This window comes from Mycobacterium sp. AT1, from assembly GCF_002043095.1.
Lineage (GTDB): Bacteria > Actinomycetota > Actinomycetes > Mycobacteriales > Mycobacteriaceae > Mycobacterium.
In genome coordinates, this window is the sequence record NZ_MVOC01000039.1 from 33,369 (window position 1) to 57,869 (window position 24,501).

Consider the following 24,501-nt stretch of genomic DNA (forward strand, 5'->3'; position numbering starts at 1 on the left):
GCACCGGTGATTCGGCGGCTGGGAGCGTGGCGACCTGGGGCGCGCTGGGTGCTGCACGCCGCCGTGGCGCTGATCGTCGCGCAGCTGGTCCTGCGCGCCGTGCTGGCGTTTCAGGGCTACTTCTACTGGGACGACCTGATCCTGATTTCCCGCGCAGGCACCCACGCGCTGTGGTCCCCGGCGTATCTGTTCGACGACCACGACGGCCACGTCATGCCCGCCGCGTTCCTCGTCGCGGGCGCGATCGCCAAGGTCGCCCCGTTCAACTGGATCGGCCCGGCAGTCAGTCTGGTGGTGCTGCAACTGGTGGCGTCGCTGGCGATCCTGCGGGCATTGCACGTGATCCTGGGGTGGCGGCCGCTGCTGCTGATTCCGCTGACGTTCGCGCTCTTCTCTCCGCTGACCCTGCCTGCGTTCGCGTGGTGGGCGGCGGCGCTGAACGCGCTGCCGATGGTGGCGGCCATGGCTTGGGTTTGTGCCGACGCGATCATGTTGGTGCGCACCGGAAATCAGCGGTACGCCCGCACCGGCGCCCTGGTGTCCTTCCTCGGGCTGACGTTCTTCGAGAAGGCCGCGGTCATCCCCTTCGTGGCGTTCGTCGTCGCCGCGCTGCTCGCCTACGTGCTCGGTGACCGCTCCGCGGTCAAGACCGTGTGGCGCGGCGGGCTTCGGTTGTGGATCGCCACTGGCGCACTGACCGCGGCGTGGGTCGGGGTCTACCTCCTGGTCGTCGACCAGCGACGCTGGACGCTGGACTACCCGATGACCGGGGACCTACTGGTCCGATCGGTGACCCACGGCATCGTGCCCGGCCTGATCGGCGGCCCCTGGCAGTGGGAGCGCTGGGCACCGTCGTCCCCGTGGGCGCTGCCGCAGTGGCCCGTCATGGTGGTGGGGTGGGTGGTGCTGGCGGCGGTGATCGCGGTGTCGGTGGCCCGCAAGGAGCACGCCCGCCTGCTGTGGTTCGCCGCGGCGGCGTACGTCGTGGCGTGCCAGCTGCCGATCTACCTGATGCGGTCGTCGCGCTTCACCGCCATCGAATTGGCGCAGACCCTGCGCTACCTGCCCGACCTGGCGGTGGTGTTGACGCTGTTGGCGGCCGTCGGATTCCTCGCGCCGAACCGGGTCACCTCCACCCGGCTGGACGCCTCGCGGACCCGGACGGTCGTCGTCGTGTCGTGCGCCGCGCTCTTCGTCGTCAGTTGCGTGTATTCGACCGTGACGTTCACGACGCGGTGGCGAGACAACCCGACGCGGGCCTACGTCGCCAACGTGTTGACCAGTCTCTCCGCGGCCAACGCCGCCACCACCGCACCCCTGTTGGAGCAGGAGGTGGACCCGCTGATCCTGCAGCGCTTCGCGTGGCCCGACAATCTGTTCGGCCACGTGTTCTCCCTGGTTCGAGATCGTCCCGAATTCAGCACCAGCACAACGGATTTGCGCACCTTCGACCGCAAGGGCCGGTTGGTCGACGCCCAGGTGACCTGGGTACGACACACGCTTGCAGGGCCAAAGCCCCAGTGCGGCTACCTCGTTCAGCCAGACGCCCCGGTACGGATGCCGCTGGACGGCCCGATGCTGCCGACGGAGTGGACGGCCGAGATCAACTATCTGGCCAACAACGACGGTTCGATGACCTTCGCGCTGTCGGACGGCGACGCCACCCGGGTGCAGGTCCATCCCGGGCTCAACCGCGTCTTCGTCCGGTTGTCGGGGGCGGGGAACGCGGTCATCGCGATCGCCAACACCTCGGCGCTGTCGGTGTGCCTGGCGTCCGGCCCCGTCGGGTACGTGGCACCCCCGTAGGCACGTGGAGAATTCGATCCCCGGTCCGTTTCGCGCAGGCGACCCCCATACTCAGCCAATGACGTCGACCACCGAGGGATTGACCGGCCGCGTCGTAAGACCCGGAGACGACGACTACCCCACCGCGCGCGCCGGCTGGAACCTGCTGTTCGACCACCGTCCGATGGCGATCGTATTCGCCAGGGAGACAGGCGACGTCGTCACCGCTCTGGCGTGGGCTCGGCGCAACCAGGTCGCCGTGCGGGTGCGCAGCGGCGGCCACTGCCTCGAGGGCTGGAACAGCGTCGACGACGGCATCGTGATCGACGTCAGCGAGATGAAGTTCGCCGTGGTCGACGCGGCCGCGGGGACGGCCACGGTCGGAGCCGGACTCAACCAGTTGGAGGCCGTCACCACGCTCGGCGCGGCGGGTGTCGCCGCCCCGACCGGCACGGAGGGGACCGTCGGCCTGGTCGGTGCGACGCTGGGCGGCGGGTTCGGACTGTTGACCCGCGCGTTTGGCATGGCGTCGGACAATCTGCTCGCCGCCGAGGTCGTCGTGGCGTCCGGGGTCGACGGTGCCGAGGCGATCACCGTCTCAGAGGACGACCACGCCGATCTGCTGTGGGCGCTGCGCGGCGCGGGCAACGGCAACTTCGGCGTCGTCACGTCGCTGACCTACCGCGTGCATCCGCTGCGCCAGGTCGTCTACGTCACCGCGAGCTGGCCGGGGCTGACGCACCTTCGCGAGGTCTTCCACGCCTGGCAGCGGTCGGCACCGTTCGCCGACGAGCGGATGACCAGTCAGCTGGAGATCAGCCAGGGCGAGATCCAGCTGATCGCCGTTCTCGCAGGAGGTTCCGAGGCCGACGCCGCCCGTGTTCTGGAGCCCGTCCTGGCCGTCGGCGACCCGACGGTCTCGATGCTCGACGGCAACTGGGCCGACGTCTACGGGGGCTTCCAAGTCCCGAACGACGACGAGGCGGCGAATTGGAAGTTCCACTCCCACTTCGTTTCTCAACCCCTGCCCGACGAGGCGGTCGACCTGATCGGCTCGTTCCTGGCGGCGGCCCCGATGCCGGGCTGCAACTACTTCGCCAACGCGTTCGGCGGTGCGGTAACCCGCACCGAGCCGGCCGGCGGCTCGGCGTTCGCCCACCGCGGTGCGCTGTTCTACGCCGAGCCGGGTGCCGGCTGGGGTGAACGCGGAGGACGCAAGCCGGACGAGGCGCTCACCGCTCGGTGCGTGCAGTGGACCGCCGACTTCGCAGAGGCGTTGGCTCCCTTCGCCGACGGCGCCTACGTCAACGTGCCCAACGCCGACGACCCCGACTTCGCGACCGCGTACTGGGGCGCCAACGTGCCACGGTTGCGCGAGGTCAAGGCCACCTACGACCCGCATCGGGTGTTCCGCTACGAGCAGGGCATCACGCCGCCCGGCTGACGGTCGACTAGTCGCTTTCTCCCGATTGCTACCCGCCATCACCTAGGTCGCTAGGCACATCTGTCTCTCCAACCAGACCCTGGCGACGGGATAGCCATTCTGTTTGCTGGACCCTCTCCAACGTCTTCAGCATGTCGGGGCGCGGTGACCACGCGAACTGCCGCTGCACCTTCGTTCGCTGGAGCAGTCCTCGTTCTTCGAGGTCGTACAGATCGTTTCGTGCGGTCTGCTTCGACACACCGTGATAGTTCATGTGCGATTCGGCCGTGTAGTAGTTCGAGGGGTCCCGCGTCGCAGACTGCAGTAGAGCAACTTGACGATGGTTGAATGCGCCGGGGCCTCCCACCAGTAGTGCACGTGCACGCTGGAGCTCCAACGATTTTCTGTGCAAGTACTCATCTAGCGCCACTAGAGCTCGACGTATGACGTCAAGGTGGTAGATCAAGAAGTAGGTGAGATCGCCGTCGTCCTGCTCTGTATGAATGAATGACCTGGCGTATTGGGATGGCGCCTGATTCAAGACCAAAGATATCGCCAGGTGCTCCGTCAACCAGAATCCTTGCCTGAGCATGCTCCAGTAGAAAAGTGCTCGCGCAGTGCGGCCGTTGCCGTCCTCGAAGTAGTGGTCGTAGCCCATCATGAAGTGGACCGTTAGCGCGCGTACAACGGGTGGGACATACGGCCGCGCGTCTTGGTCCGCGTTTGCAAAGTCGCACAGCTTCTGCAGACGCCCAGGTAGTTCGTCGACCGGTGGAGGTTGATGAAGCAGTCGGTCTTCCTCGTCGAGGATTTTCGCGCGGTCAGCCGGGTCGGGGTTGCTTTGGATTCGACCCGCAGCGTCGGCGTTGTCCAGGGTTTCCTCGGTGACGATCCGATGCACTTCGCAGATTCGTTCCGGAGTGAACGGCAAGTCCTTGATCTCGCGGATGTGCCGCATCGCCCTGTAGTTGTTCAGGATCATCTGTTGGCTTCGGTCCTTCGGAGTCTCGCCGTAGGCGATCATCCTTTTGGCATCCCGGCGAGTAGTTGAGGCGCCCTCGAGTTGGCTGGAGCTGATTGCTTCTTCCACGAGCGACTGAATCACGTATCGGTCGCGCGACGTCTTGTTCACAACCTCTTCGGGCAAGGCGATCTGCCCACTTGCCCGCTGCGATACGTAGTCGAGCTCACGTAGAACCTTGTCGGGAAGTGCGTAGGTGAAGGGACGTCCATCGGTCAAGTCGAGTGGCAGTTTTCGAAGTGCAGCCCGACGCCGAAACTTGACTCCGAGCCACCACTGATCAGCGGTCAAGTCGCCAGGTGGATCTTTGTAGCGCAGCTTGTCCCAAGTGAGGTATTCGTCGTCGTCCTCTTGCCCCACCTTGTCAAGGACGGCGAACAGCTTTGGGAAGTCGTCGCCGTACTCGGCCATCAGTGAGTCCATCGACGGCGGAGGCATCGGAGTCTTCATGTAGCGGCCTCCAGGTCGATCGATCGTCAAAGGAAAGTCAAAATCAGTTAGGCTTTGACTTTGAAGCTATTTGGCTCCAAAGTACAACAAAAGTCAAAAGCGATTAGCTTTTGACTTTTGGTTGTGTTGTCTCGAGGACGCGCGTCATCCGCGGGAATGCCTGCGAACCGCAAGGAGAGTGCGCGTGCCTACAACGATCACCTGAGGGGCTCAGCCGCGTTGACTTGATTGCAGCTGCGCGGCGAACGGTGCCGCAAACGCGGCGAGGAGCCAAATCAAATGGGGTTTCGTACCCACGAAAACAGGATCTAGCTGGAACGTTGTGGGGCCGCCTTGGGGAATCGAACCCCAGACCTTCTCATTACGAGTGAGATGCTCTACCGACTGAGCTAAGGCGGCGACGCCTGGTCAGCCAGGCGGGACGAGTCTACGGCAGGCACCGTCGCCAACCCAAAACGATCCCCGACGTCAACCTCGGAGGGCCTGCCCGACCGTGGCCACCAGGGCGTCCACCGCGAACTTCGGCTTGACGTTGATGGCCAGTGCGTCGCGACATTCGAGCACGGCCTCGATGCAGCGCAGCAGCCGATCGGGCGGGACGTGGGCCGCCATCGCCGCGACCTTGTCCGCCATGTCGGGGTGATTGGCCTGGATGGTGCCCGCCCCCGACGACACCAGGAGGGCGTCGCGGAAGTAGGTCGCCAGATCGATCAGCGCCCGGTCGAGGGCGTCGCGCGACGCCCGCGTCTGTCGCGACTTCTGCCGTTTCTCGAGATCCTTGAGCGCCCCGGCGGCGCCGCGCAGCGCACCCGCGGCCCCCTTGCCAGTGCCGCCGCCCCCGAGCGCGGTCCGCAACTCCTCGGTCTCGGCCTCGTTGCGGTCTCCGGTGAGGGCCTTCGCCTCGTCCTCCGCGCTGGCCACCAGCTCCTCGGCGGCCGCGTAGGCCCGCGCCGGCGTCGCCGCGTCCCGGGCCAGCCCCAACGCGCGTTCCCGGCGGCTTCTGGCCTGGTCGTCGGTGGCCAACCGGCGGGCACGCCCCACGTGGCCGCCGCTGACCGAAGCCGCCCACGTGGCGTCCTTCTCGGCCATGCCGTCGACGTCGACCAGCACCCGCGCGATCGCCTCCAGTCGCGGCGTCACCAGGGCCACGTGTCGACACCGCGACCGCAGGGTGATCGCGATGTCTTCGGGGTCGACCGACGGCGCGCACAGCAGGAACACCGTCGACGCCGGCGGCTCCTCCACCACCTTGAGCAGGGCGTTCGCCGCGCCCTCGGTGAGCCGGTCGGCGTCCTCGACCACCACGACCTGCCATCGCCCGGTGCCCGGCCTGCGCGACGCGATCTGGACGATGTCGCGCATCTCCTTGACACCGATCGACAGGCCTTCGGGAATGATGCGCCGCACGTCGGCGTGGGTGCCCGCCATGGTGGTGGTGCAGGCGCGGCACTCCCCGCACCCGGGTGGACCGTCCGACGTGCACTGCAGGGCCGCCGCGAAGCACACCGCGGCGATGGATCTTCCCGACCCGGGAGGACCCGTGATCAACCAGGCGTGGGTCATCCGGCCGCCCGTGGCGCCAGTGCCCAGCGGGTTGTGAGCCGAATCACCGCGGGCCGCGTGCGCGGCAGCCACCAGCTCCGCTTCGACGGCGTCCTGGCCCACCAGACGCGAGAAAACACCGCTCATCAGGCGCCACCCTAGTGCGCCCCGCCGACACTCGTCGGAGGGCGGCGACGAACAGCGCCCGTGCCGATGCCTCTGGACCGATACGGTTGACGCATGACCGGGCCGACACCACAGATGGGGCGAATCACCGCCTTCGTCCGTTGGGTGGCGCGCACGCCATGGCCGGTGTTCACCCTCGGCATGCTGCAGGCCGACATCATCGGTGCCCTCTTCGTGCTGGGCTTCCTTCGGTTCGGGCTGCCCGCGGAGGATCGCATCCAGCTCCAAGACCTGCCCGCACTCAACCTGGCGATCTTCCTCGGCTACCTCTTCGTGTCGTTCACGATCCTGTCGTGGCTGACCCTGCGGCTGCTGATCCCGGTGATCCGCTGGCAGCGCCGCGACAGCCTGCTTGGCGGTGGTGACCCCGCGGTGACCGACCTGGCCCGCGTGCGGGCCTTGAGGATGCCGTTCTACCGGTCCGTGATCAACGTCTCGAACTGGTTCCTGGGCTCGATCGTGTTCATCGTCGCGAGCTGGCCCGTCGCCAGCCGGTCGGCGCCCGTGGTCGCCGTCGCCGCGGCCCTCGGCGCCACGGCGACCGCGATCATCGGGTACCTGCAATCCGAGCGCGTGCTGCGGCCCGTCGCCGTCGCCGCGCTGCGGGGTGGTGTCCCCGCGAGCTTCCGGGCGCCGGGGGTCATCCAACGGCAGGTGCTCACCTGGGTGTTGTCGACCGGCGTGCCGGTCCTCGCCATCGTGTTGGCCTTGGTGGCAAGCAAGTTCGAGATCCTCACCGCGCCCGCCGAGCGTCTGAACACCCCGATCCTGCTCTTGGCGGTCGCCGCGCTGGTGATCGGGCTGGCGGGCACCGTGCTGGTCGCGATGTCGATCGCGGACCCGCTGCGCCAATTGCGTTGGGCCCTCGGTGAAGTGCAGCGCGGCAACTACAACGCACACATGCAGATCTACGACGCGAGTGAATTGGGTTTGCTGCAGGCCGGATTCAACGACATGGTCCGCGATCTCGCCGAACGCCAACGCCTCCGAGACCTGTTCGGTCGCTACGTCGGCGAGGACGTCGCCCGCCGCGCGCTCGAACGCGGCACCGAGCTCGGCGGTCAGGAACGCGACGTGGCGGTGCTCTTCGTCGACCTGGTGGGGTCGACGCAACTGGCCGCGACCCGGCCCGCCGCCGAGGTCGTGGGTCTGCTCAACGAGTTCTTCCGCGTCATCGTCGACAGCGTCAACCGGCACGGCGGGTTCGTCAACAAGTTCCAGGGCGACGCCGCGCTGGCCATCTTCGGCGCTCCGATCGAGCACCCCGACGCCTCCGGTGCGGCGCTAGCTGCCTCAAGGGAACTGCACGACGAGCTGATCGAGGTGTTGGGCCAGACCGACTTCGGCATCGGAGTGTCCGCGGGCCGGGCCATCGCCGGTCACATCGGCGCCCAGGCCCGCTTCGAGTACACCGTCATCGGCGACCCGGTCAACGAGGCCGCCCGGCTTACCGAGCTGGCGAAGCTCGAGGAGGGCCACGTGCTGGCGTCGGCGATCGCGGTCAGCGGCGCCCTCGACGCAGAGGCGTTGTGCTGGGACGTCGGCGAGACCGTCGAACTCCGTGGCCGCAACGCACCCACCCAGTTGGCACGGCCGGTCAATCTGGCTGCGCCACGGCGGGTTTCGAGCCAGGCCTAGACCTAGCCCGCCTCAGGTCTAGGCCTTCTTCGCCGCGGCCTTCTTGGCAGGCGCCTTCTTCGCTGGCGCCTTCTTGACGGCCTTCTTCGCGGGCGCCTTCTTCTTGACCGGGCCACGCGCACGGCGGTCGGCCAGCAGCTCAGAAGCCCGACCGTCGGTGATCGACATGACGTCGTCGCCCTTGCGGAGGCTGGCGTTGGTCTCGCCGTCGGTGACGTACGGACCGAAGCGGCCGTCCTTGATCACCATCGGCTTCTCCGACACCGGGTCGTTGCCCAACTCGCGCAACGGAGGCGTCGCGGCGCCCTGCCTGCCGCGCCGCTTGGGCTCGGAGTAGATCTTCAGCGCTTCGTCGAGGGTGATGGTGAACATCTGCTCCTCGTTGGCCAGCGACCGAGAATCGGTGCCGCGCTTCAGGTATGGCCCGTAGCGGCCATTCTGCGCAGTGATCTCCTCGTTGTTGGACGGGTCGACGCCGACGACGCGGGGCAGCGAAAGCAGCTTCAGCGCATCGTCGAGGGTGATGGTCTCGAGGTCCATCGACTGCAGCAGCGAGCCCGTGCGTGGCTTGGGCCCTGGCGGCGGCTTCTTCGCCTTCTTCGCCGGAGCGGCGCCCGGATCTTCCGGCGGCACGATCGGTTCCGGCAGCACCTCGGTGACGTACGGCCCATATCTGCCGTCCTTGGCCACGATTTCGTGGCCGGACTCCGGGTCGACGCCGAGCGAACGGCCCTCCTGCGGAGTGGAGAACAGCTTCTCGGCGAGTTCGAGAGTGAGCTCGTCCGGGGTCAGCTCGTCCTTGAGGTTCGCCCGCTGGGGCTTGAGCTCACCCGGGTTGTCCGGATCGTCGATCATCCGCTCCAGGTACGGCCCGTTGCGGCCGACGCGGACGTTGATGATCCGGCCCTGATCGTCCTCGAACAGCTTGATGGAGTTGACGAGTCGGGCGTCGATGTCCTCGAGATTGCCACCGACCAGCTTCTTGAGCCCGCCGGCACGGGCAATCGAGCCGTCGACGCCGTGGTCACCACCGAAGTAGAAGTTGGTGAGCCAGTTGGTCCGTCGCTCGTTGCCCGACGCGATCTGGTCGAGCTCGTCCTCCATGGCCGCGGTGAAGTCGTAGTCCACCAGGCGGCCGAAGTGCTGCTCCAGCAAGCCGATTACGGCGAACGCCACCCACGACGGGACCAGCGCGCTGCCCTTCTTGTGGACGTACCCGCGATCCTGAATCGTCTTGATGATCGACGAGTACGTCGACGGACGGCCGATGCCCAGCTCTTCGAGCGACTTGATCAGCGACGCCTCGGTGTAGCGCGCTGGCGGGCTGGTGGTGTGACCGTCGGCGGTCAGGTCGGACGCGTCGACCCGCTGCCCCTGGGTCAGGTTGGGCAGCCGGCTCTCGGCGTCGTCGGCCTCGCCGCCGGCCTGCTCGTCGAGGCTCTCGACGTACGCCTTGAGGAAGCCGGCGAAGGTGATGGTTCGTCCGCTGGAGCTGAACACGACCTGCTCACCGGAACTCGCGGCTCCGGCGATGCGCAGGCTCAGCGTCGTCCCGCGCGCGTCGGCCATCTGTGAGGCCACGGTGCGCTGCCAGATCAGCTCGTAGAGCCGGAACTCGTCGTTGTCGAGCGCGGAGTGCAGCTGGCCCGGCGTCTGGAAGACGTCACCCGACGGCCTGATGGCCTCGTGGGCTTCCTGCGCGTTCTTTACCTTGCGGGTGTACTGGCGGGCCGTCGGATGGACGTATTCCTCGCCGTAGAGCTGCCTGGCCTGGTTGCGCGCCGCGTTGATCGCGGTCTCCGACAGCGTCGTCGAGTCGGTACGCATGTAGGTGATGTAGCCGTTCTCGTACAACCGCTGCGCGATGCTCATCGTGCGCTCCGAGGAGAACCGCAGCTTGCGACCGGCCTCCTGCTGCAACGTCGAGGTCATGAATGGCGCATACGGGCGACGGGTGTACGGCTTCTGCTCGACCGACGCCACACTGAGCTGAGCGCCCCGCAGGTTGCCGGCCAACGCCGACGCCGCCTGCTCGGTGAGCACCAGCACCTCGTCGGGCTTGCGCAGGCCACCGAGCGAGTCGAAGTCGCGGCCGCTGGCCACGCGCTTGCCGTCGACGGAGTTCAGCTTGGCCGTGAACTTGGGCGGAGTCGCCTCGGCGTCGGAGACCGACGCGTCGAGCTCGGCGGTCACGTCCCAGTAGCCGGCGCTGCGGAACGCCATGCGCTCGCGTTCGCGCTGCACGATGATCCTGGTCGCGACGGACTGGACCCGACCTGCCGACAGCTTCGGCGCCACCTTCTTCCACAGCACGGGGCTGACCTCGTAGCCGTAGAGGCGGTCGAGGATGCGGCGGGTCTCCTGCGCGTCGACCAGATCGATGTCGAGGTCACGGGGATCGTCGGCGGCGGCCCGGATGGCCGACTCGGTGATCTCGTGGAAGACCATCCGCTTGACGGGGATGCGCGGCTTGAGCGTTTCCAGGAGGTGCCAGGCGATCGCCTCGCCCTCCCGGTCACCGTCCGTCGCCAGGTAGAGCTCGTCGACGCCCTTGAGCAGTTCCTTGAGCTCGGCGACGGTGGCCTTCTTCTCGGGGCTGACGATGTAGAGCGGTTCGAAGTCCGCGTCGACGTTGACCCCGAGGCGCGCCCATGGCTCCGTCTTGTACTTGGCGGGCACGTCGGCTGCGGCTCGTGGCAGGTCGCGGATGTGTCCACGCGACGATTCCACGATGTAGTTCGATCCCAAATAGCCCGCGATCTTGCGCGCCTTGGTGGGCGACTCGACTATGACGAGTCGCCGAACCGTGCCATTGCCGCTGCCACCGCCGGAGTCAGCCAACTGTTTTTACGCTCCACTTCTATGTTGCCGAAAGCGCGGGACCACTGATTCAGTGGTCCCACCAGCCCGCGGCAACTGACAATTTCGCACTCTGCGCGAGCCTACGCAAACTGGCTTCGCTGGCCGAGCTCAATCCGAGCGCGGCCACCAGTGAAACGCCTCGACGTCGTCCGGAGGTTCCCCCACGTTCTCTACCAGGCGCGATAGTCGTCTGCGGCCGCTGATCCGCAACGCCGGGTGCGTCCCGCGAGTGCCAATCAGGGTTGGTGCAATTCCTACCCTCATCATCGCCGCCGCGAGTGCGGTATGCGTATCTGGGGCGTGCGGGTCGAGCCCGAGAAGGTATCGGTCCGACTCGGGCATGCCGGCGGCCAGGGTCCACGCCCGCAACTCGCGGGGGCCGGGCAGCCACTGCGGCGGGACGGTCTTCACCGCGCCGCGCGTCCAGTTCTTCGCGATGACGGTCAGGCGCCCGTCGGGCGCCGTCCGCACCAAGGGTGTGTTCTCGTCGGTCCGCGCGATCTCCGGTATCAAGCCCGCGTCGGCGATCATCTCGGCGAGCGCCTCGGCGCGCCACTGCGCGTCGACCACGACGGACACCCGCGCCGCTTGCTCGTGGCCCTGACCGACGAGCACCACCTGTCCCGGCGCAGCCAGAATCCCGGTCAGGTCGGCGACCGCAGGCGGTACCGCCTCTGCCGAGAAGAAGGAGAGCTGGCTCACCGATCCGACACTAGGCCAGCGGGGCATTCCTGCCGCGACACCGGGCCGCACGGCAAGGGACGATCATGGAGGGGTCGTCGACGTCGAGGGGGTGGAACGTGGCTGAGGTGGTGTCGGACTTCGGTCGTGAACTGCTCGCCCGCGCCGTCGACGGCGCCGACCCCGACGAGCACCCGCTGCGGCACGTGGCCGATCTGCCGCCGCGGCGAGCCCAAACCAGGCCATGGCCGTCGTGGTCCGACCCGGACGTCGTCCGCGCGTTCGTCGACCGCGGGGTGACGGAGCCGTGGGCCCACCAGGCGGTCGCGGCCGACCTGGCCCACTCCGGCCGGCACGTGGTGCTCAGCACGGGTACCGCGTCGGGCAAGTCGCTGGCCTATCAGCTGCCGATCCTGACGATGCTCGCGGCGGACCCCCGGGCGCGGGTGCTGTATCTCTCGCCGACCAAGGCGCTTGGCCACGACCAGTTGCGGGCCGCCCAGTCGCTGACCGACGCGGTCCCGCGGTTGCGCGACGTCGCACCAAGCCCATACGACGGGGACAGCTCCAACGACGCGCGACGGCTGGCCCGCGAGCGGTCGCGGTGGATCTTCTCCAACCCGGACATGATTCATCTGTCGCTGTTGCGCAACCACGCCCGCTGGGCGGTGTTCCTGCGCAACCTGAAGTACGTCGTGGTCGACGAATGCCATTACTACCGTGGCATCTTCGGCTCGAACGTGGCGATGGTGCTGCGTCGCCTGGTGCGACTGTGCGAGCGGTACTCGACCGACGAGGGCGGCGGCCCGACGGTGATCTTCGCGAGCGCGACCGCGTCCGCACCCGCCGCCACCGCGTCGGAGCTGCTTGGCCACACCGTCGCCGAGGTGACCGACGACGGCTCACCGCAGGGCGGCCGGACCGTCGCGCTGTGGGAACCCGCTCTGCGCGACGACATCACGGGCGAGAACGGCGCTCCGGTGCGGCGTTCCGCGGGATCGGAGGCGTCGCGGGTGATGGCCGACCTGATCGCCGAGGGCGCGCGCACTTTGACGTTCGTCAGGTCGCGACGCGGCGCCGAGCTCACCGCCCTCGGAGCCAGGGCCAGGTTGGAGGACGTCGCGCCCGACCTCGCCCACCTGGTGGCGTCCTATCGCGCCGGGTACCTCGCCGAGGACCGGCGCACTCTTGAGCGGGCCCTCTCCGACGGCGAGCTGCGCGGCCTGGCCACCACCAACGCCCTCGAGCTGGGGGTCGACATCGCGGGCCTCGACGCGGTGGTGTTGGCCGGGTTCCCCGGCACGGTGGCGTCGTTCTGGCAGCAGGCCGGGCGGGCTGGCAGACGTGGGCAAAGCGCCCTGATCGTGCTGATCGCCAGGGACGACCCGCTGGACACCTACCTGGTGCACCATCCCGCGGCGCTGCTGGACAAGCCGATCGAACGCGTGGTGATCGATCCGACCAATCCGTACGTGCTCGGACCGCAACTGCTCTGCGCGGCAACCGAATTGCCGCTCACCGAGGCCGAGGTACGCACGTGGAACGCCGAGGCGGTGGCCGACGCCCTGGTCGACGACGGCCTCCTCCGGCGGCGCCCCGCCGGATACTTCCCCGCACCAGGGTTGGATCCCCATCCCGCCGTGGACATCCGCGGGTCCTCGGGCGGACAGATTGCGATCGTGGAGACCGGAACGGGTCGAATGCTAGGCAGCACCGGCGCAGGCCAGGCTCCGTCGTCGATCCATCCCGGCGCCGTCTACCTGCACCAGGGCGAGAGTTACGTCGTCGACTCGCTCGACTTCGAGGACGGCATCGCCTTCGTCCGAGCCGACGACCCCGGCTACTCGACTTCGGCGAGGGAGCTGACCGACGTCGCCGTGACGGGTCCCGGCGAGCGGCGCACGGCAGGCCCGGTCACGGTGGGAATCGTGCCGGTGTCGGTCAGCCACACCGTGATCGGGTTCCTGCGTCGGCGGATGAACGGCGAGGTGATCGACTTCGTCGACCTCGACATGCCAACTCAAACCCTGGAGACCATGGCGGTCATGTGCACTGTCGAGCCGGAGGCGTTGGGCGGCAGCGGCATTGACGACATCCGCGTTCCTGGGTCGCTGCACGCCGCCGAGCACGCGGCGATCGGGTTGCTGCCGCTGGTCGCCAGCTGCGACCGCGGCGACATCGGCGGCGTGTCGACTGCGGTGGGGCCGGAGTCGGGAACGCCGACGATCTTCGTCTACGACGGCCATCCCGGCGGTGCTGGCTTCGCCGACCGCGGGTACCGCCAGATGAGTACCTGGTGGGAGGCGACGGCCTCGGCGATCGAATCGTGCGAGTGCCCGTCGGGATGCCCGTCGTGCGTGCAGTCACCGAAGTGCGGAAACGGGAACGACCCACTGGACAAGGCCGGAGCGGTCACGGTGCTCAGGCTGGTACTCGACGAGTTGGCCAAGCATCCGACGTGAGCCGTCCGTGGAGACGACCACCCCTCGACGGTCGTCCTCCACGGCTCAGCCACGCACGCCAATTACGTAGATGACGGCGGGGAGCGGCCGGACAACGCGAACCGCTCTCAGTCCCGGCGAACCGGGCGCATCCGAAAAATTACTCCCTCTCCACGGCTAGCGCAACCAACCTGACCCGTCCGTTGCGTCCGCGAAACCGGTCGAGTCCTGCACGAATGCGATCCATCCGGGATCTCGACAGGGCACTTCGGCTAAGGCGCGCAGCGGCGGGAGCCTAGGATGCTGTCATGACGCACGACTGGCTTCTGGTGGAGACACTTGGCGCCGAACCAGCGGTCGTCGCGCAGGGGCAGCACACCAAGAACCTGGTGCCGATCAGCGCGTTCTTGAGGCGGAACCCCAACCTGATGGCGATTCAGACGGCCATCAACGAGACGGTTCAGGCCGGGAAGGCACTGAGCAGCCTGACCCCAAAGAGCGACCGGGTGATCCGCACCGAAGTGGTGCAGATGACCGACGGTCGCATCCACGGCGTTCACGTGTGGATCGGGCCTCTGGACCAGGACCCGCCGGACCGCGTGCTGCCCGGTCCGTTGAAGTGGGATCTGACGGACGGCGTCGCGACGGACACCCCCGAGTCGTTGATGAACAGCGGGCTGGATCCCACCACCGAGGCCACCCAGGGCCGCGCGTTCGCCGAAGACCTCCCCACCAGGAATCTCAACCCGGACGAGGCCAGGGTTCTGGCGGTGGCGATCAAACCGGAGGCTGGCCGAACGTTCTGCAGCACCTGGGACGTCACCGACTACAAGGGCAAGCAGATCACGGTCGGGTTCGCGGCCAGGGTGCTCCAGGAGGTCGACGGAGCCGGCCGAGACAGGTTGATCTGCCGGGCGATGAACTGGCGCGGGGTGAGCGACACACCGCCGGTCCGGTCCGAGGACCTCGGCCAGCGGATCCTCAACGGATTGGCCCAGCCCGGCGTGCACCGAGCCCTGGTGGACCTGGGGTCGTGGAAGCTGCTCAAGTGGCTCGACGAGCCGTGCCCATTCTTCGACTGGCACGCCAGGGCTGCGGGCATGTCGATCGTCCACCCGGACGATGAAGCCGACATGCGCTCCATGACAACCGATTTCGGTGACGGGTCGGCTTCGCGCGTGCTGAGGCTACGAGCACTCGACGGCGGGTGGACGCCCATTCACGTCACGGCCCACCGGGTCGAGATCGCCGCGGACACCTACGCCGGCCTGCTGTCGCTCAGAATGCCGACCGACGACGAGCTGCCCCCGCAGCCCCGCAAGGCCACCCGCCGTTCGACGTCCACACCCCGGCGCACCCGCACGTAGCCCACCGCCCCTCCCGTCGAGCGCGGGCCGGCGGTCACGGGGTCACCGCCCCGGGACGAACGATCATCAGCACCACGACGATCACCCAGAGCAGGTTGAAGATCCCGCCGAGCATGCCCATGCGGCCCAACTCGGCTCGGGTTGCGTTGCGCGCGAGCACGTCTCGTTGCGCGGGGACGATGCGCAACCCCAGTAACGCACCCGCCGCGGCGGTGAGCACCATGGCGACGACGATCCACACCTCGGTCATCCGGTGCTGGACGGTCGCGAGCACGATGCCCAGCACCGGCACCGCGACGGCGAGCAGGCCGTAGACGCGGGTCACGCGATGAAGCAATTGCGCCACGGCGACGTTGCGCTCGCCCGCCCGTTGCGGCGCGGAGTCGACGTCCGCGGCGGCGGGAACGAACCGCGGAAAGAGACTGACCGCCACGGCGGGTGGGCCGACGAACAGGATCGCGAAGACGACGTGCACCGACAAAAGGAACGCCTGCATTCCTTCAATGTAGTTGAAGGTTGCCGGGGTGGCTAGTCCTCCGGCCCGTTCACCAGCGCGCGCAGGGCCTCCTTGAGCCCGTCGACGAGCTCGGGCGCGGTGGCGAGGATGCGGTCGTCGATGGCCTCGCGGCGCCGATGGGCCAGCCGGAGCGTCTTGAGTCCTTCCTCGGACACCCGCAGCGTCGACGCCGCGCCCGCGTGCGCCGTACCGTCGTTGACGAAACCACTTGCGGACAAAGCCTTTACCGCCACGTGAACCGACTGCACCGAGATACGGGACCGCCTGGCAAGCTCGCTGAACGAGACGTCAGGGGAAGCCTTGATGTGCCCGAGAAGGGCGTACTTGCGCGGCGTGAGACCGACGGTGCGCAGCTCCGACGTTAGCTCGGCCTCCCATGCGTGCGAGACGACCAGCAAGGCCAGCATCGCGCTGAACGGAGGCGGATCTGTCACCGGAAGGCTCCTGGTAGGTATGGCTGGGCGTGCCGGGGCCCATGCTATCGGGCGGACCCGCTCACACCGGCCCGGCGCGGGCACTCGCGCGGGCCACGTGTACACCCCAGCGCCCGAGCCGAACGGTCACCTCGGCGGTCACGACGACGTCGAGCTCGGCTACGGTGCAGGCCGCGATCGTCGCCGACATCGCCGAGGCGAGTGACGCGGCCGACCCGCACGCCGCCCGCGGGCCAGCCGCCAGCTGCCCCGCCGCCGCCAGTGCCGCCAGATCCGCAGTGGCCTGCGCGCGATGCCTGGCGATCACCGCCGAGCCCACCGCAGCACCGCCCACGGTCAACGCCATCAGCACCGCCATCATCGTCGCGGCCACGACGCTGGCCGAACCACGGTCAGAGTCCTGGCTCGACCGCGGCCACCGCCTCCGCGCTAATCGTGATGCCGGGCAACAAGACTGAACGTGCACTGACCCGCGCCACGACGAACCCGCCGTCGCGGCGAATAGCCAGTTCCGCCCCAGCAGGACCGGCCCTGCGCACCACGTCCGAGGCGGCGCCCTGGTCCCCGCGGGCGGCCAGCCGAGCGGCCTCCCGCGACGAGTCGACGCACCGCATCTGCACACCGACCGCCGCGAGACCACCGACGCACAGCACCAGGACCACCGCCAACGCCGCGATCGCAAACGCCGCCTCGACGGTGACGCCACCCGCCTCACCACCTAGACGTTGGTGTTCAACGCCCGGGTGATGATGTTGGTCAGCGCACTCGTGATCGAGTCCCCGGTGACCACCGTGTAGAGAATCGCCCCGAACGCCGCTGCCGCGATCGTTCCGATCGCGTATTCGACGGTGGACATTCCCGATTCGTCCACCGCGAGCAACACCAAGCGCGCGTGCAACCGTCGAAACACATTGCCCTCGAACATATCCGTCCCCATCCATCTTCCAGGGGCGCGCGACTTTCCCGCGCGCCACGACTTGGTTCACCACACGCCCGACTGCAGCACGTCACCGGCCAGGCCGACCACCACCGGGACGATCCCGAGACAGACGAAGGCAGGCAGATAGCAGACCCCGAGCGGACCCGCGATGAGCACCGATGCGCGTTCGGCGGCCGCCCGCGCGGAATCCGCCGCGTCCCGCCGCGACTGGTCGGCCAGATCGGACACCGCCTGCGCCAGAGCGGTTCCCGACGACGCCGAGCGACGGGCGAGCCGGCACAGCGCGTCCACGCGGGGGTCACCGGCTGCGTCGGCAGTGGTCCAGACGGTCGCCGCATCGGCGCCGACGGCCAGCAGATCTGCGGCTCGTCCGAGTACGTCGGCCAACGCCTGCGGCGCGAACGGCGCGGTCGCCCTCGCCGCGCCCGCCACCGCCATGCCCGACGACAGACACGCGGCGAACACGTCGAGGGCGGATGCCACCGCCAACGGATCGTCGCCGCCGGCCGGCGGGGTGGGTTGCGCGACCGCCACCGGCGCCCTGGTGGTGCGCACCCGACCACCGGTGAGCAGCATTGCCACCGCGAGAAGCACTGCGGCCAGGCTCATCCGAGCACCTGATCGGTGATCCGATCGGACCACCACAATCCGGTGCAGGCGAGGGTGACGCCGATGACCAGGCACCACCCGCCGACGCCACCGGACAGGAGGAACCGCAACGGCTGCGCCCCGATGAGGTGCCCCAGCCCGACGCCGAGCACCGGCAGCCCCGCCAGGATCGTCGCGGTGGCGCGCGCACCAGCCATTCCCGCCGTCACCCCGGCGGCAAAGCGCTCGCGCTCGACGACGTCTTGCTCCGCGGCGCGGATGAGCGCGACGATCGCCAATCCGCGGGTCTGGGCCAACAGCCACGTGGCCGACAACCGCTCCCAATACTGCGGCACAGTCGATTGCATTGCCGCCGAATGCAATCCAGCGGACACGTCCGCCCCGAGCCGGGCTCGGGCCGCGACCGCCCGCAGCGAGTCGGCGACGGTTCCCTCCACTTCGACCGCGGCCCGTTCGAACGCGACGACCGGATGCGCCCCCACCCGCAGCTCCCCCACCAGGATGCCCAGCGCGGCCTGGAGTGCCGCCGCTTCCTCGGTCCGTCGAGCCCTCGTCCTGGAACGCCCGCGGCGCAGTGCGATAGACGCGGCCACCACCGCGGCGGCCGCGGACGCCGCGACGGGCGCGAGCACCAAGATCGCGATGGCCGCGACCGCACATCCCGCGATCACGGCGGCACGACGGGTCTGCCTCGGCGGGAGCTCGGCACCCAGTCGACGACGGGGCGGCCAGGGAGCGACCATCAACGCCGCGGCCAACGCCAGCGCCGCGACCGTCACGGACGGCGCGCCGACACTAGACCCGTCAACCGGTCCATCCCGTCGCCGAGGCCGCGGTCGGCGTGCCAAGCGGTCGTCGCGGCGACCAATCCGTCGTCACCCCTACCCAGTACCGCGATCTCCTCGAGGCGGCGAGCACCCGTACGGTCGCGTCCGACGTGCAGTATCACCCTGACCGCGGCGGCAAGCTGGCTGTGCAGCGCGGCCCTGTCCAGGCCACCGACCGCGGCAAGGGCCTCCAGACGCGCGGGCACCTCGGCCGGGCTGTTGGCGTGCACCGTTCCCGCGCCGCCGTTGTGGCCGGTGTTGAGCGCGGCGAGAAGGTCGACGACCTCGCCACCGCGCACCTCCCCTACGACGATCCGGTCCGGTCGCATCCGCAGGGCCTGCCTGACGAGATCGCGCACGGTCACCGCGCCGACGCCCTCCACGTTTGCGTATCGGGCGACGAGGTTGACCAGATGCGGGTGCCGTGGCGCGAGTTCGGGCGCGTCCTCGACGCAGACGATGCGCTCGCCCACCGCGACGGCGCCCAAGGCTGCCGACAGCAGCGTCGTCTTGCCCGCACCCGTGCCACCCGAGACCAGGAACGCCAGCCGGGCGGCGATCACGTCACCGAGGATCGCAGCCGCGACGGGGGCGATCGCACCCGAGCTGACGAGCGCGGGAAGGTCCTGGGTGGCTGGGCGCAGGACCCGCAGCGACAGGCAGGTACCCGCGGGCGCGATCGGAGGGAGCACCGCATGCAGTCGCACGGTGAAGCCGCCGGCGCCAAGGCCCAGAAGTTGGCCGTCGACCCACGGCTGGGCCTCGTCCAGTCGGCGTCCGGCGGCCAACGCGAGCCGTTGGGCCAGCCTGCGCACCGCGGTTTCGTCGTCGAAGCGGACGTCGGTGCGACGCAGCCCGCGACCGTCGTCCACCCACACCGCATCCGGTGCCGATACCAAGACGTCGGTCGTCCCCTCGGCGCAGAGCAGCGGGTCGAGGATCCCCGCGCCGGTCAGCTCGGTCTGCAACACGCGCAGATTGCTCAGGACGTCGGTGTCGCCGAGGAGACCGGACGACTCGGCGCGGATCGCCTCGGCGACCACGTTCGGACCGAGCGGTCCCGCCTCTGTTGCCAGCCGCTCCCTGACCCGCTCGACGAGCGAACCGCTCATGCGACCATCTGCTTGTCCGTCGCACCGGGCTGGCGATGAAGTACCTCCAGGACCTGCTTGGCCGCCGACATCAGCGGCGAACGGCGCCGTGGCCTGAGCCCGCCGCGTTCGAGTTCGGCGGCCAGGCCGGGCTGGGGCCGCATCGATGCCAGGAGTGGAAGGCCCGCGATCCGCGACACGTCGGCGGCGCGCAGTCCACCGGGGGCGGGACCGCGGACGACGAGTCCGACGTTCGGATTTGCCTCCACCAGCCACCGCCCAACTGCCGTTGCGGCGGCGCACGACCGGACGTCTGCGGGCGTGACCAGGACGACGAGGTCGGCCGCGTCGAGCGCGGCCCCCACCGCGGGCGTCGCACGACGCGGTAGGTCGCAGACCGTGGTGACGCCCGCGCGGCAGCCGCCGTCGACGACCGCGGTGAGTGCGCCGGCGTCGATCTCGCCGCCGGTTTGACCTGCCGACAACACCGTCACGCCGTGGCGAGAGGGCAACGCCGCCGACAGTGCGGCGTACCCGACTCGTCCACCGCCGAGCGCGAGGTCGGGCCACCGCAGCCCGGCATCCCGCTCACTGCCGAGCGTCAGGTCGATTCCACCGCCCCAGGAGTCGACGTCCACCAGCAGCGACGCGGCCGCGGCATGGGCGAGAGCCGTCGCGAACACCGAGGCACCCGCTCCGCCGCATCCGCCGACGACGGCCAGCACCGCGCCTCGCCTGCCGTCGTCGCTCGCGGAGTCGGCGGCGTCGGACAGTTCGGACACCAGCGCCGCCTCGTCCGCCGGTAGGGACAGGACACGTTGGGCGCCAACCGAGATTGCGACGTGCCAGTGCTCGGGGTTCGGCTCGGCGGTTCCGACCACCAAAACGCGATCCCGTCGGGGCAGGCCCAGTTCGGCACAGCGGCGGGCCCCGGCGAGGTCGAGGACGACGTCGGACGCCGCCAACCACGCCTTGCGGCTGGACGGCGAGTCGACGTGGACGACCCGCACGCTTGCCGCCGCCGCGACGCGGTCGACGTCGCGCAAAAGAATGGCGTCGACGACCACGGCGAGGATGCCGTTGCTCGAATTCATGCCACCACTGTGTGGGCTACGACCGACGCGGACCGGGACGCAGCCATCCCCAGCCCACGGAATGTGGATGAAAGTGCGTCTGTGGATGAATCGGCCGCGAAATCCCGCTGCGCAAACATCGACCGGCTGAGACCAGCCGTCGGGAGAGGATTTTGCGAACTTACCCAGAAAAAGGGACGACCCCCGCCAGGGGGGAGGAGGCGGAGGTCGTCGTGTATCAGCCCCGGGGGGTCGGGCTGATCCACACCCGACATAAGCCGGGTAATGCTCACTATACACACGTCAATACGGGCGAGCGCAAGTCATCGAGACCCTATGAATCTGCAATGAAATCGCGCGGTGACCTGGAAAGTTACACGGGGCGACACGTGGCGGAGACTGCCACTTTGGGTCGACGGGCCTCTCACCCGACACGACCGCCGCATATGCTGACATCGTGACTGCTTCCGGCGCCGCCCCGGCGGACCCGACAGAGCCGCATTCCGCCACCCCCGGAGACCGCCAAATACGTACGGCAGCGTTCTTTGATCTTGACAAGACGGTGATCGCCAAGTCGAGCACGTTGGCTTTTAGCAAACCCTTCTTCGACCAGGGACTAATTAACCGGCAAGCCGTCCTCAAGTCCACCTACGCGCAGTTCCTCTTCCACATGTCCGGCGCCGACCACGAGCAGATGGACCGAATGCGCTCCTACATCACCACGATGTGCGCGGGCTGGAACGTCGAACAGGTGAAGTCGATCGTCGCGGAGACGATGCACGACATCGTCGACCCCCTGGTCTTCGTCGAGGCTGCCAATCTCATCGCCGACCACAAGCTGTGCGGCCGCGACGTCGTCGTCGTGTCCGCGTCGGGCGAGGAGATCGTCGCCCCAATCGCCAAGGCACTCGGCGCGACGCACGCGATGGCGACCCGAATGGTCGTCGAGGACGGCAAGTACACCGGCGAAGTGGCCTTTTACTGTTACGGCGAGGGCAAGGTCGAAGCCATCCAGGAGCTCGCCGCCCGCGAGGGCTACACGCTGGATCACTGCTACGCGTACTCGGACTCGATAACCGACCTGCCGATGCTCGAGGCGGTCGGGCATCCGACCGTCGTCAATCCCGACCGCGCGCTGCGGAGGGAGGCGGCCGGCAGGGGCTGGCCCGTGCTGACCTTTTCCCGAGCGGTGTCGTTGAGGGAACGCATCGGCGCCCCGTCCGGCGCCGCCGTCGCCACGTCGGTCGCGGTCGGCGTCAGCGCGCTGGCCGCCGGCGCCCTGACCTATTCGTTGCTGCGACGCTTCGCCTTCTAGGCGCGCAAAGCGTCTCCCGGGGCAGTTGCTGGCGGCTTCCGGGTCACGATCTGGCGACTCGCCGAAACTGGCCCTTGATGTGACCGCGGTCACGGAGTACAAAGGAGTCACGGAAGCCGCTAGAGGCCAAGTTCGAACCGGAAGAGAAGGTTCGCACTCCCGACAGAGGCATCCCAGCACGGAACCTGCGAACCCACGCGGAGCACATACCGCGATAATGGTAAAAGTGTTGCGGGCCTGCGTAATTGCGAAGAGCGAACGCCAAGCGACGACCCCTTGGGTGGGGTCAGCAGCCGTAGCGCATCGTAAGAACGCCGAGGCCACCCACGCAGCCCAAGCAGCACGCATGGTATCCGGAGTTCCGTGCTAGCGGGCGGCGAGCCGAATTACTTCGGAGCGCCGCCCGCCTCATTTTGCTGACGTCACTTCTTCGAGGCCGCCTCCGCAATCGCCAGCGCCTCGCGCGCGCCCGCCTTCAGGGCTTGGCTGCTGTTGACGAGCCAGGTGGTCAGGCCCTCGTGCGTCCCCGACTCGAACCCTCGGGCCGCCGCTCGATAGTCGCCGGGCTTCTGCATCCAGAACTGCTCGGGAACACCAAGGCCGCGGGTGTCCAGCCCACTGGCGATGGTGGCCAGCCGCGAGACGCCGCGCGCCACCACGCCGTCCGCGACGCCGAAGGGTGCGAGCACCAGCAGTTCACCGTGAACCACCGCGGCGAGCACCGGGGCTGGCACGCGCGTGGTCGTGACGACGTCGGCGAGCATTTCGAGGCGACGCCCGACTCCTGCGTCAGCACGCGGCCGACCGAGCCGGTCGTCGTCGGTCAGGTCGGCGGCGGCCAGAGCGTGAAGTTTGGCGATCGCCTGCAGCGGCGCGCGCTGCCACACCCCGATGAGAGACGACGCGCCGCCCTCGAGCGCTTCGGCGACGCGCAGCGCGCCCGCCAACACGGGGTCGGGTCCCTCGTCGGGGTTGAGCACCAGCGATCCGCCGTCGAGAACGGACGAAGCCCGAGCGGCGCGCATCGCCGCCTCGGCCGCCGTCGCCGGCCAACCCCGCCGGTTCGTCTTGTGTCGATGTGCCAGGGCGAGCGCCTCGCGGGCCTCTTCACCGGCGTCGGCGACCCCCGGCAAGTCCGCCAGTGGGGCAAGGGGATCGGGAGCGGCCACGAGGACACGCTAGTGCCCCGGCGCGTCGCACCCGCGCGGGGTGGCCGACCGTTGGACCCGTCCACGTGCACGTTCGGCGCGTACCGGGCGCCGTCCGCAGCCGGCGGTGTGAGTTGTTCGGAGAAGCGGCATCGGGGGTGACTACGCTCACGTTCATGGCATCGAATGACACCGTGGCGCCGTCCTATCCACCCTCCGCCGCATTCTCCGAGCAGGCCAACGCGTCCGCCGCCCTCTACGACGAAGCCGAAGCCGACCGCCTGGCGTTCTGGGCGACCCAGGCCGAGCGGCTGTCGTGGGCGAAACCGTTCACCGAGGTCCTCGACTGGTCGGAGGCACCGTTCGCGAAGTGGTTCCCCGACGGCAAGCTCAACGTCGCCTACAACTGCGTGGACCGCCACGTCGAGGCAGGCAACGGTGACCGGGTCGCCATCCACTGGGTCGGCGAACCGGTCGACGACGAGCGCACCATCACCTATGCCCAGTTGAAGGACGAGGTCTCCAAGGCCGCCAACGCCCTGACCGAACTCGGCCTGGTCGCGGGCGACCGCGTGGCCATCTACATGCCGATGGTGCCCGAGGCGATCGTGGCGATGCTGGCCTGCGCCCGGCTCGGCGCGATGCACTCGGTGGTGTTCGCCGGGTACTCCGCGTCCGCGTTGAAGGCACGCGTCGAGGACGCCGAGGCCAAGCTCGTCATCACCACCGACGGGCAGTTCCGCCGCGGCAAGGCAGCCTCCCTGAAGGAGGCCGTCGACGAGGCGGTCAAGGAATCCGAGAGCGTCGAGCACGTCCTGGTGGTGCGCCGCACCGGGATCGACGTCGAGTGGACCGAGGGCCGCGACCTGTGGTGGCACGACGTGGTCGACGCCGCGTCGACCGACCACACTCCGGAGCCGTTCGACTCCGAGCACCCGCTGTTCCTGCTGTACACCTCGGGAACCACCGGAAAGCCCAAGGGCATCCTGCACACCACGGGCGGCTACCTGACGCAGTCGTCCTTCACCCACTTCAACGTCTTCGACGTCAAACCGGAGACCGACGTGTACTGGTGCACCGCTGACATCGGCTGGGTCACCGGGCACACCTACATCGTCTACGGCCCGCTCTCCAACGGCGTCACCCAGGTG

General features: G+C 68.6%; 21 protein-coding genes and 1 tRNA gene. 7 read left to right on the forward strand and 15 right to left on the reverse strand.

Annotated elements, in window-relative coordinates; genetic code table 11:
- The first annotated feature begins 6 nt into the window (after nucleotides 1–6).
- Nucleotides 7–1,806: a hypothetical protein gene (locus B1790_RS19060; RefSeq protein ID WP_233165199.1), complete on the forward strand. Its 1,800-nt coding sequence runs from the start codon at nucleotides 7–9 to the stop codon at nucleotides 1,804–1,806.
- A gap of 58 nt (nucleotides 1,807–1,864) precedes the next feature.
- Nucleotides 1,865–3,229: an FAD-binding oxidoreductase gene (locus B1790_RS19065; protein ID WP_079924839.1), complete on the forward strand. Its 1,365-nt coding sequence runs from the start codon at nucleotides 1,865–1,867 to the stop codon at nucleotides 3,227–3,229.
- A 28-nt stretch (nucleotides 3,230–3,257) separates the two neighbouring features.
- On the opposite strand, the gene B1790_RS19070 is transcribed toward B1790_RS19065, so the two are convergent.
- The 3 genes from B1790_RS19070 to B1790_RS19080 all read right to left on the reverse strand — a co-directional run bounded on the left by B1790_RS19070 (nucleotide 3,258) and on the right by B1790_RS19080 (nucleotide 6,368).
- Nucleotides 3,258–4,640 carry a Fic family protein gene (locus B1790_RS19070; protein WP_198952048.1) on the reverse strand — a complete coding sequence of 461 codons (1,383 nt, stop codon included), beginning with the start codon at nucleotides 4,638–4,640 and terminating at the stop codon, nucleotides 3,258–3,260.
- Between the two features lie 362 nt (nucleotides 4,641–5,002).
- Nucleotides 5,003–5,078: transfer RNA gene (locus B1790_RS19075), tRNA-Thr, on the reverse strand.
- A gap of 69 nt (nucleotides 5,079–5,147) precedes the next feature.
- Nucleotides 5,148–6,368, reverse strand: a complete 1,221-nt coding sequence (locus B1790_RS19080; protein WP_079924841.1) for a DNA polymerase III subunit delta' — start codon at nucleotides 6,366–6,368, stop codon at nucleotides 5,148–5,150.
- Between the two features lie 93 nt (nucleotides 6,369–6,461).
- Between B1790_RS19080 and B1790_RS19085 the strand changes: the two genes are divergently transcribed.
- Nucleotides 6,462–8,045 carry an adenylate/guanylate cyclase domain-containing protein gene (locus B1790_RS19085; RefSeq protein WP_079924842.1) on the forward strand — a complete coding sequence of 528 codons (1,584 nt, stop codon included), beginning with the start codon at nucleotides 6,462–6,464 and terminating at the stop codon, nucleotides 8,043–8,045.
- Between the two features lie 18 nt (nucleotides 8,046–8,063).
- Here B1790_RS19085 and topA read toward each other — a convergent pair whose 3' ends face one another.
- Together topA and B1790_RS19095 are read right to left on the reverse strand one after the other, a co-directional pair.
- A complete protein-coding gene (gene topA, locus B1790_RS19090; protein ID WP_079924843.1) occupies nucleotides 8,064–10,886 on the reverse strand; it encodes a type I DNA topoisomerase in 2,823 nt (940 codons plus the stop codon).
- Between the two features lie 129 nt (nucleotides 10,887–11,015).
- Nucleotides 11,016–11,609, reverse strand: a complete 594-nt coding sequence (locus B1790_RS19095; protein ID WP_079924844.1) for a hypothetical protein — start codon at nucleotides 11,607–11,609, stop codon at nucleotides 11,016–11,018.
- 110 nt (nucleotides 11,610–11,719) lie between these two features.
- Here B1790_RS19095 and B1790_RS19100 point away from each other — a divergent pair, with 110 nt between their 5' ends.
- Together B1790_RS19100 and B1790_RS19105 are read left to right on the forward strand one after the other, a co-directional pair.
- Nucleotides 11,720–14,050 carry a DEAD/DEAH box helicase gene (locus B1790_RS19100; protein WP_369832376.1) on the forward strand — a complete coding sequence of 777 codons (2,331 nt, stop codon included), beginning with the start codon at nucleotides 11,720–11,722 and terminating at the stop codon, nucleotides 14,048–14,050.
- A 287-nt stretch (nucleotides 14,051–14,337) separates the two neighbouring features.
- Nucleotides 14,338–15,396, forward strand: a complete 1,059-nt coding sequence (locus B1790_RS19105) for a PAS domain-containing protein (protein WP_158083843.1) — start codon at nucleotides 14,338–14,340, stop codon at nucleotides 15,394–15,396.
- Nucleotides 15,397–15,430: 34 nt separating this feature from the next.
- Here the strand turns inward: B1790_RS19105 and B1790_RS19110 are convergent, their stop codons facing one another.
- From B1790_RS19110 to ssd, 9 genes are all read right to left on the reverse strand, one after another.
- Nucleotides 15,431–15,892 (reverse strand): hypothetical protein, encoded by a 462-nt coding sequence (locus B1790_RS19110; protein WP_079924846.1) that lies wholly within the window; start codon nucleotides 15,890–15,892, stop codon nucleotides 15,431–15,433.
- Nucleotides 15,893–15,924: 32 nt separating this feature from the next.
- Nucleotides 15,925–16,347 (reverse strand): MarR family winged helix-turn-helix transcriptional regulator, encoded by a 423-nt coding sequence (locus B1790_RS19115; protein ID WP_079924847.1) that lies wholly within the window; start codon nucleotides 16,345–16,347, stop codon nucleotides 15,925–15,927.
- Between the two features lie 61 nt (nucleotides 16,348–16,408).
- Nucleotides 16,409–16,813 (reverse strand): Rv3654c family TadE-like protein, encoded by a 405-nt coding sequence (locus B1790_RS19120; RefSeq protein ID WP_255407284.1) that lies wholly within the window; start codon nucleotides 16,811–16,813, stop codon nucleotides 16,409–16,411.
- Nucleotides 16,740–17,024: a TadE family type IV pilus minor pilin gene (locus tag B1790_RS19125; RefSeq protein WP_079924863.1), complete on the reverse strand. Its 285-nt coding sequence runs from the start codon at nucleotides 17,022–17,024 to the stop codon at nucleotides 16,740–16,742. The genes B1790_RS19120 and B1790_RS19125 overlap by 74 nt, the downstream gene beginning before the upstream one ends.
- 41 nt (nucleotides 17,025–17,065) lie before the next feature.
- Nucleotides 17,066–17,272 carry a DUF4244 domain-containing protein gene (locus tag B1790_RS19130; RefSeq protein ID WP_079924848.1) on the reverse strand — a complete coding sequence of 69 codons (207 nt, stop codon included), beginning with the start codon at nucleotides 17,270–17,272 and terminating at the stop codon, nucleotides 17,066–17,068.
- Nucleotides 17,273–17,329: 57 nt separating this feature from the next.
- Nucleotides 17,330–17,896: a type II secretion system F family protein gene (locus tag B1790_RS19135; protein ID WP_079924849.1), complete on the reverse strand. Its 567-nt coding sequence runs from the start codon at nucleotides 17,894–17,896 to the stop codon at nucleotides 17,330–17,332.
- On the reverse strand, nucleotides 17,893–18,639 hold the full coding sequence (locus B1790_RS19140; RefSeq protein WP_233165201.1) for a type II secretion system F family protein: 747 nt from the start codon (nucleotides 18,637–18,639) through the stop codon (nucleotides 17,893–17,895). The genes B1790_RS19135 and B1790_RS19140 overlap by 4 nt, the downstream gene beginning before the upstream one ends.
- Nucleotides 18,640–18,671: 32 nt before the next feature.
- Nucleotides 18,672–19,835 (reverse strand): TadA family conjugal transfer-associated ATPase, encoded by a 1,164-nt coding sequence (locus tag B1790_RS19145; RefSeq protein WP_079924851.1) that lies wholly within the window; start codon nucleotides 19,833–19,835, stop codon nucleotides 18,672–18,674.
- The gene (ssd, locus tag B1790_RS19150) at nucleotides 19,832–20,908 is read right to left on the reverse strand and encodes a septum site-determining protein Ssd (protein WP_079924852.1); all 1,077 of its coding nucleotides are present in this window, start codon (nucleotides 20,906–20,908) and stop codon (nucleotides 19,832–19,834) included. Before ssd ends, B1790_RS19145 begins: the two co-directional genes overlap by 4 nt.
- A 505-nt stretch (nucleotides 20,909–21,413) precedes the next feature.
- Between ssd and B1790_RS19155 the strand changes: the two genes are divergently transcribed.
- Complete coding sequence (locus B1790_RS19155) at nucleotides 21,414–22,202, forward strand: HAD-IB family hydrolase (RefSeq protein WP_233165202.1); 789 nt, start codon at nucleotides 21,414–21,416, stop codon at nucleotides 22,200–22,202.
- Nucleotides 22,203–22,624: 422 nt separating this feature from the next.
- Here B1790_RS19155 and B1790_RS19160 read toward each other — a convergent pair whose 3' ends face one another.
- Nucleotides 22,625–23,371 carry an oxidoreductase gene (locus B1790_RS19160; protein ID WP_079924854.1) on the reverse strand — a complete coding sequence of 249 codons (747 nt, stop codon included), beginning with the start codon at nucleotides 23,369–23,371 and terminating at the stop codon, nucleotides 22,625–22,627.
- A gap of 155 nt (nucleotides 23,372–23,526) precedes the next feature.
- On the opposite strand from B1790_RS19160, the gene B1790_RS19165 reads away from it, so the two are divergent.
- Nucleotides 23,527–24,501, forward strand: a 975-nt coding sequence (locus B1790_RS19165) for an AMP-binding protein (RefSeq protein ID WP_198952050.1), incomplete at its 3' end; no start/stop codon positions are given.

What these genes read in the sequence shown, in the direction of transcription:
- B1790_RS19065 (WP_079924839.1), top strand. Translation starts at nt 1,865, where the DNA reads ATGACGTCGACCACCGAGGGATTGACCGGCCGCGTCGTAAGACCCGGA.
- B1790_RS19070 (WP_198952048.1), bottom strand. Translation starts at nt 4,640, where the DNA reads ATGGCCGAGTACGGCGACGACTTCCCAAAGCTGTTCGCCGTCCTTGAC.
- B1790_RS19080 (WP_079924841.1), bottom strand. Translation starts at nt 6,368, where the DNA reads ATGAGCGGTGTTTTCTCGCGTCTGGTGGGCCAGGACGCCGTCGAAGCG.
- B1790_RS19085 (WP_079924842.1), top strand. Translation starts at nt 6,462, where the DNA reads ATGACCGGGCCGACACCACAGATGGGGCGAATCACCGCCTTCGTCCGT.
- B1790_RS19105 (WP_158083843.1), top strand. Translation starts at nt 14,338, where the DNA reads ATGACGCACGACTGGCTTCTGGTGGAGACACTTGGCGCCGAACCAGCG.
- B1790_RS19110 (WP_079924846.1), bottom strand. Translation starts at nt 15,892, where the DNA reads ATGCAGGCGTTCCTTTTGTCGGTGCACGTCGTCTTCGCGATCCTGTTC.
- B1790_RS19130 (WP_079924848.1), bottom strand. Translation starts at nt 17,272, where the DNA reads ATGTTCGAGGGCAATGTGTTTCGACGGTTGCACGCGCGCTTGGTGTTG.
- B1790_RS19135 (WP_079924849.1), bottom strand. Translation starts at nt 17,896, where the DNA reads ATGAGCCTGGCCGCAGTGCTTCTCGCGGTGGCAATGCTGCTCACCGGT.
- B1790_RS19140 (WP_233165201.1), bottom strand. Translation starts at nt 18,639, where the DNA reads ATGGTCGCTCCCTGGCCGCCCCGTCGTCGACTGGGTGCCGAGCTCCCG.
- B1790_RS19145 (WP_079924851.1), bottom strand. Translation starts at nt 19,835, where the DNA reads ATGAGCGGTTCGCTCGTCGAGCGGGTCAGGGAGCGGCTGGCAACAGAG.
- ssd (WP_079924852.1), bottom strand. Translation starts at nt 20,908, where the DNA reads ATGAATTCGAGCAACGGCATCCTCGCCGTGGTCGTCGACGCCATTCTT.